This is a genomic window from Pseudomonas sp. K5002 (assembly GCF_013386655.1).
Lineage (GTDB): Bacteria > Pseudomonadota > Gammaproteobacteria > Pseudomonadales > Pseudomonadaceae > Aquipseudomonas.
In genome coordinates, this window is the sequence record NZ_JACARK010000475.1 from 1 (window position 1) to 6,106 (window position 6,106).

Annotated in this window: 8 protein-coding genes; 5 read left to right on the plus strand and 3 right to left on the minus strand. The window is 61.2% G+C overall.

Annotated features, from left to right (window positions below; all coding sequences use genetic code 11):
• Both HX846_RS20825 and HX846_RS20830 read right to left on the minus strand, forming a co-directional pair.
• On the minus strand, positions 1 to 432 hold a 432-nt coding region (locus HX846_RS20825; RefSeq protein ID WP_178966016.1), incomplete at its 3' end, for a proline racemase family protein.
• A 30-nt stretch (positions 433 to 462) separates the two neighbouring features.
• Positions 463 to 2,079, minus strand: coding sequence for an APC family permease (locus tag HX846_RS20830; RefSeq protein ID WP_178966017.1), 1,617 nt, complete (start codon positions 2,077 to 2,079; stop codon positions 463 to 465).
• 211 nt (positions 2,080 to 2,290) lie between these two features.
• On the opposite strand from HX846_RS20830, the gene HX846_RS20835 reads away from it, so the two are divergent.
• Both HX846_RS20835 and HX846_RS20840 read left to right on the plus strand, forming a co-directional pair.
• Positions 2,291 to 3,067, plus strand: coding sequence for an AraC family transcriptional regulator (locus HX846_RS20835; RefSeq protein WP_174717779.1), 777 nt, complete (start codon positions 2,291 to 2,293; stop codon positions 3,065 to 3,067).
• The gene (locus HX846_RS20840; protein ID WP_177116933.1) at positions 3,067 to 3,303 is read left to right on the plus strand and encodes a hypothetical protein; all 237 of its coding nucleotides are present in this window, start codon (positions 3,067 to 3,069) and stop codon (positions 3,301 to 3,303) included. Before HX846_RS20835 ends, HX846_RS20840 begins: the two co-directional genes overlap by 1 nt.
• A gap of 27 nt (positions 3,304 to 3,330) precedes the next feature.
• Here the strand turns inward: HX846_RS20840 and HX846_RS20845 are convergent, their stop codons facing one another.
• Positions 3,331 to 4,245, minus strand: a complete 915-nt coding sequence (locus HX846_RS20845) for an SGNH/GDSL hydrolase family protein (protein WP_178966018.1) — start codon at positions 4,243 to 4,245, stop codon at positions 3,331 to 3,333.
• A 165-nt stretch (positions 4,246 to 4,410) separates the two neighbouring features.
• Here HX846_RS20845 and HX846_RS20850 point away from each other — a divergent pair, with 165 nt between their 5' ends.
• From HX846_RS20850 to HX846_RS20860, 3 genes are all read left to right on the plus strand, one after another.
• Positions 4,411 to 4,836: a GNAT family N-acetyltransferase gene (locus HX846_RS20850; protein WP_178966019.1), complete on the plus strand. Its 426-nt coding sequence runs from the start codon at positions 4,411 to 4,413 to the stop codon at positions 4,834 to 4,836.
• A 337-nt stretch (positions 4,837 to 5,173) separates the two neighbouring features.
• Entirely contained in the window at positions 5,174 to 5,887 is a 714-nt protein-coding gene (locus HX846_RS20855; protein ID WP_177048065.1) for a DUF969 domain-containing protein, read from the plus strand.
• Positions 5,884 to 6,106 (plus strand): 5-oxoproline transporter, DUF979 family subunit (locus tag HX846_RS20860; RefSeq protein WP_178966020.1); only part of this gene is annotated, 223 nt, incomplete at its 3' end. The genes HX846_RS20855 and HX846_RS20860, both read left to right, overlap by 4 nt.

Genomic DNA, 6,106 nt, shown 5'->3' on the forward strand with positions numbered 1-6,106 from the left:
CGAGACATGCTGGCGATAGCGATAGGCGGGCACATTGCGCAGCGTGACCGCGCCGTCGGCGTGCAACGTGGCGCTCACCGGGCCGACCGGCGTGTCGATCTTGTGCACCCCCGGCGCGATCTGCCCCAAGTGGTGCAACGAGGCAACCAGGCCGATGGTGCCGTGGCCGCACATGCCGAGGTAGCCGGCGTTATTGAAGAAAATCACGCCGCAGGTGGCATCGGCCGAGACCGGCGCGCAATACAGTGCGCCCACCAGAACATCGTTGCCACGGGGCTCCAGCAGGCACGCCCTGCGCCATTGGTCATGCCGGGTGCGCAGGTCGTCGAGTTTGTCGACCATGGTCTCGCCGGCCAGCGTGGGAAACCCCGTCATCACCAGGCGCGTGGGCTCGCCGCCGGTGTGGGAATCAATGATGTGCACTCGTTTCATAGAACAATCCATCCAGTGGTTGGCTGAGGCTCAGGAAGCCAGCTGTGCCCGGCCGATATCGGGCTCAGGGGCTTCGCTTTCGTCGTCTTCGGTTTCCAGGCGAACCAGGTGCGCCGGCACGCCGGTGGTCGCGCCCCAGTAATAAATTCCCAGCGCGCAAGCGGCGACGACCACGGTGTCGAACGGGTGGCTGAGGATGCCCAGGCCACCGAAGCTGCCGAGCTTCGACAGGATGATGGTCACGGCGTAGAAGCCGATCAGCCAGGCGGAGGAGCGAACCTGGCGGCCCAGGCTCAGGTGCAGGGTCGGCACAAAACGGCCGCACAGCAGGTACACCACGAACATCAGGATTTGCAGGCCGAGCAGCCACGACACGGTGCTCCAGCCGGACCAGTAGACGATCAGCGCGGCGATGATGAACGACAGCGGGCCGAGCAAGCCCATCCACTTGACCCTGAACGGGCGCGGCAGGTCAGGTGCATTGCGGCGCAGGGCGGCCACGGATACCGGCGCCACGGCGTAGCTCAACACCAGCGCGGCGGACACCACGTTGATCAGCGCTTCCCACGACGGGAAGGGCAGGGTCCAGAACACCGACAGGCCAAAGGTCAGCCACAGCGCCGGGCGCGGGATGCCGGACTTTTCGTCGATGCGGGTGAAGATCTTGAAGAAGGTTCCGGTTTGCGCCCAGCCGTAGATCACCCGTGGCGTGGCGTTCATGTAGATATTGCCGCAGCCGCTGGGGGAGATCACGGCGTCGGCGACCACCAGGTACGCCAGCCAGCCCACGCCCAGGGCGAGCGCGATGTCGCGGTACGGCAGGGCCAGTTCCTTGGCGACGCCGGCCCAGCCGTTGGCGAGCATTTCGGTGGGGATGCCGCCGAGGAAAGCGGTCTGCAACAGCACGTAGATTGCAGTGGAGAGCAGCACCGACAGGATCAGTGCAATCGGAATGGTGCGTTGCGGGTTCTTCACTTCGCTGGCCACCGAGATGATTGGCGTCAGACCCAGGTAGGCGAAAATCACCCCGCCGGCAGACACGGCCATTTCAATCCCCGACAGGCCGAACGGCGCGAAGCCCTGGGCGTGGAAATTCTCCGGCTTGAAAAAGGTGAACAGCACGCCGATCACCAGCAGCGGCACGATGAACTTGAACACGCTGACCAGGTTATTGGCCATGGCGAAGGTCTTCACGCTGCGGTAGTTGAGGGCGAAAAACAGCGAGAGCAGCGCAAACTGCACGAACCAGCCGAGGACGGTGGGGTTGCTGGAACCCGCCTGCGTCAACTCGGGAAACCACGCCGCGGCGTATTGGCGCGAGGCGACCACTTCAATTGCCACCAGGCTTGAAAACGCGATCAGCGTGATAAAGCCCATCAGGTAGCCCAGCAGCGGGCCGTGGGAATAAACCGGGTAGCGCACCACGCCGCCGGCGCGGGGCAATGCCGCCCCCAGTTCGCAGTACACAATGCCCAGCAGCAACACGGCGAAGCCGCCCAGCAACCAGGAAAAAATCCCCGCCGGTCCGGCGATGGCGGAGACGTGACTGGCCGCGAACAGCCAGCCCGAACCGAAGATCGCTCCCAGTCCGATAAAGGTGAGGTCGATCAATGAAAGCTGTTTCTTGAACTTGCCTTGGGCTGACATGGCGGCGCCTTCTTGTGGGTTATTGGATAGGCATGCAGTGGCCATACAGTGAACCCATCAACGGCGCCGCGATTGATGTTTTGCGCAGGCTGCGATGACGAAATCAGCACAATTGCGAGTGCTCGACAGGGCCACCGCCATGCGGCAATCTGCTCGCCAGGCACCGCCCGCCGGGCGCCTGGCCTGTCCGCAAAATGCAGGAGAGAGCGTCATGATGCAGAGCGCGTTCGCGACCCTATGCCAAGGGAGCGAGTCGAATCGTCCACAGACCATCGAAGAATTACTGGCCGGCGTGGGGTTGCTGTTGCCGATGCTGGACGTGATTCCCAATGCCGCGATCTTTATCAAGGACGTGCAGGCGCGCTACGTATTGGCCAACCGCACCCTGGTGCAGCGGTGCGGCTTGAAGGACTTGCAACCGCTGTTGGGAAAAACCAGCGCCGAGGTATTTCCCGCGCAGTTGGGGCCCGGCTATACCGAGCAGGATCGGCGGGTGCTGGAGCAGGGATTTGTCCTCGAAGACCAGTTGGAATTGCATTTGTACGGTACCCGCGAGCCGGGTTGGTGCCTGACCCACAAATGGCCGCTGTACAGCCGCGACGCTGCAATCATCGGCCTGGCGGGCATCTCGGTCGACCTGCAAACCGCCAGCGAAACCCACCCGGCCTATCAACGGCTGGCGGCGGTGGACGAGCACATCCGGGCGCATTTCAATCGGCGGGTCACGTTGGGTGAACTGACGCGGATCGCCGGGATTTCCGTGGCGCAGCTGGAGCGCTACTGCAAGCGCGTGTTCCACCTGACACCGCGCCAGATGATCCAGAAGGTACGCCTGGAACATGCGCATCGGCTGCTGCATACCGAGCTGCCGATCACTGAGGTGGCGTTGCAGTGTGGGTATACCGATCACAGTGCGTTTACCCGGCAGTTCAAGGCGTTGACCGGGTTTACGCCGCGCCAGTATCGGCAGGCGACCAGTGTGCGGTGATGTCTAATTGGATCTACGTGAATGTCATGAGCAGCGGTGGCGCCAACAAGGAGGGCGCCAACGCTCTTCGCAGTTGCGCAAACCTGGTCAGTTTTATCCCTGCCGTTGGTGCGACTTATCAAGTCATCCAGTCCGTGCCGGTGAGTGGCTGCGTGGTGGATGTCACCGACAAAAGCACCGGGGGCTCTCCCGATTCGTTCAGAAGAGAAGCGGTTATCGGTGGGTGTTCGCCTTGACTCAGTAGGACGGCGTCACCTGGGTAATCACTGGCCGGCCTTCAACGTTTCACGCATCGCCTGTGCTGCCAGCGCATGCACCTTGCGCGTCGGATGCCATTCATCCCAGTAGTAATGCGCATCCGGGTTTTCACACACCGGCTTCACGTCCGGATAGGTGTGTTGGCAGGGCGTATCCAGGTCTTTCAACCCCGCCACCTGGGGAGCTGCGCGCAGCTTGTCGCTGAACGCCACGTGGTCGAAGTAGCTGATGCTGACCTGATGCGCCTTAGCCAATGTGCTCAGCACAACCGGCAGTTTTTGTTCCAGTACCTGCTGGTAGTTTTTCGCGTTCTCGACTTGATTGCCCTGCACCACGGCTGGCGCATGACTCAAATCCGTGGTGCCCACTACCATCACGTGTTTTGCGCCCGCTGTAATCAGTGTCTCGGTGGCTTTCTGAATATTTGCCACGCTGTTCTGGCTGAGTACGGCAACCGACTCGGTGTGCGAGAAGTCGGCCCATTCAAAAAAGTCGTTGGCCGAGATGAAAATGAAAAACAGCGCCTTCGGGTCGGCTTTGTGTGCCCTGGCGGACTTCAGGTAGTCAGCGATCTGGCCTGAAACGCCGGTGTCGCGGGCGGGCTCCATCCAGGCGTAGTAGTTGCCATTGCCACTCTTGGCGCCGCCCACTGCGTAGTCGGTCAAGGGTGTTTTCAAGGCGTGGGCCAGGTTCTCGACGGCAGTCGGGCCATTGCTCCAGCGGCCCTTCCAGTACAACGAGCCGGGCAGTTCCTGGGCATCCTTGACCTTCAGAGTGGCCAGGGTCTTGGTGAAGCGTTCACCCGCACCGTTATCGGAGTAGCTATCGCCGAATGCATAGAGGTGATCGTAGCGGGGAGCGCCAAAGGCGGTGGAGGCGGTCAGTACCAATAGAGCGGCCAAGCAAGCGCGTAGAGTCATTGGAAATCTCCCGGGTGGTGCTCCAAGAGTACTGGCGGTGAAGTGCATGCCCGCGGGCGGTTGCGACCTGTGTGTAGCTGAGGGCGCAAAGACTGTCCTGTATGCGACAGGTGGCTATCGCTGGTAGTGTCCGCAGAATTGGGCATTCACATCAGGAAGATTGAGATGGCATCAGCGATAGAGTTGTCTTTTGAAGTTACGGCGCAAGAGCGCCAGGCCATCCTTCAGCCGCTGAGGGCATACAACATCAGCCAATGCGGCGAGAACCCGTTCGAAACGTTCGGGCTGTTACTGCGTGATCCCGCCAGCCAGGAAGTGGTGGGCGGCCTGTACGGGAAAATTTCCTATGGCTGGATGTTCATTGAGCTGTTGAGCGTGCCTGAGTCAATGCGCACCCAAGGCATGGGCTCGCGGCTGATGCACGCGGCTGAGGAGCTGGCACGGGAGAAAGGGTGTGCGGGGATCTGGCTGGACACCTTCAGCTTCCAGGCGCCCGGATTCTACCGGAAGCTGGGTTTCAGCGAGTTCGGGCATATTGCCGAGTACCCGCCAGGACACACGCGCCACTTTTTCCAGAAGCACCTGGGCTGAGGGCTAGCGGGTCACCGACCGCCACGTGAACAAGCCGTCCAGCCCTTTATCGGACTTCAAGTACCTGAGCACGTTCTGCACCTGGGCCTTCTCTTCAAACGGGCCGACAAATGCCCTCTAACGCTTCAAACACCCACAAACTTTATTGGATTGCAGCAACAATTTTTCTTGTTGGACACCTCCCTCCCCAAGCAGCAAAGATGCGGCCACTGACGCTCGACCTTCCAGGTCAACAATAAAAAATCGAGCCGGGCTGCACGCCGTTTTCTTGCAGTGAACCCTTTGTTCACTACCTGCTTTACTGGCGCCGCAGCGCGCACTTAAGGACCTCACCACCATGCAAACTGTTGTGAACCTATGGCCGCTGATTGGCGTACTCGTCATCGTGGTCGGCTTTGTGTTGCGCTTCAATCCGCTGCTGGTCGTCACGGCGGCAGCGATTGCCACCGGGTTTGCCGCCCACTTTCCACTGGAAAAGATCCTCGCCACCATGGGCGACGGCTTCCTCCAGACCCGCGCCTTGCAATTGATCCTGTTGTTGCCCCTGGCTGTCATCGGCTTGCTGGAGCGCCATGGCTTGCGCCTGCATGCGCAAAACTGGATCGCGCGCTTTGAGCGGGCCACGGTTGGGCGCTTGCTGATCATCTATCTGTTTGTGCGTGAATCCACAGCGGCCATGGGCCTGACGAGCCTGGGCGGGCACCCGCAGATGGTGCGCCCGTTGCTGGCGCCGATGGCGGAAGGTGCGGCGGAAAAACGCTATGGCAAACTCCCCGACAAGCTTCGCCACAAGGTCCTGGCCATGTGTGCCGCGACCGACAACGTCGGGCTGTTTTTTGGCGAGGATATCTTCGTCGCCTTTGGTGCGATTGCGTTGATGCACACCTTCCTGCTGGGTTCGGGGATTGATGTCGAGCCTCTGCACATTGCGGTCTGGGGCATCCCGACGGCGATCTGCGCCTTCATCATTCACGCCATGCGCTTGCACCGCTTTGACCGAATGCTGACCCGAGAGCTGTTACCGGCCAACACAGCGGAGGCGGCGCAATGATCATTTCCATTGAATACCTGTACTGGCTGGCCGGCGTTCTGCTGGTGATCACCGCCGGGATGATCCTGATGGATCGCACCCACCCCAGGCGCTGGTCGAGTTCGTTGTTCTGGCTGCTGTTTGCCATTCCGTTCCTGGTGGGGGAGCGCCTGCCCTCGGTGGTGGTCGGCGTGGGCGTGGTGGTGATGGCACTCATCGCGGGCCTGGGCGGCGTAGGCC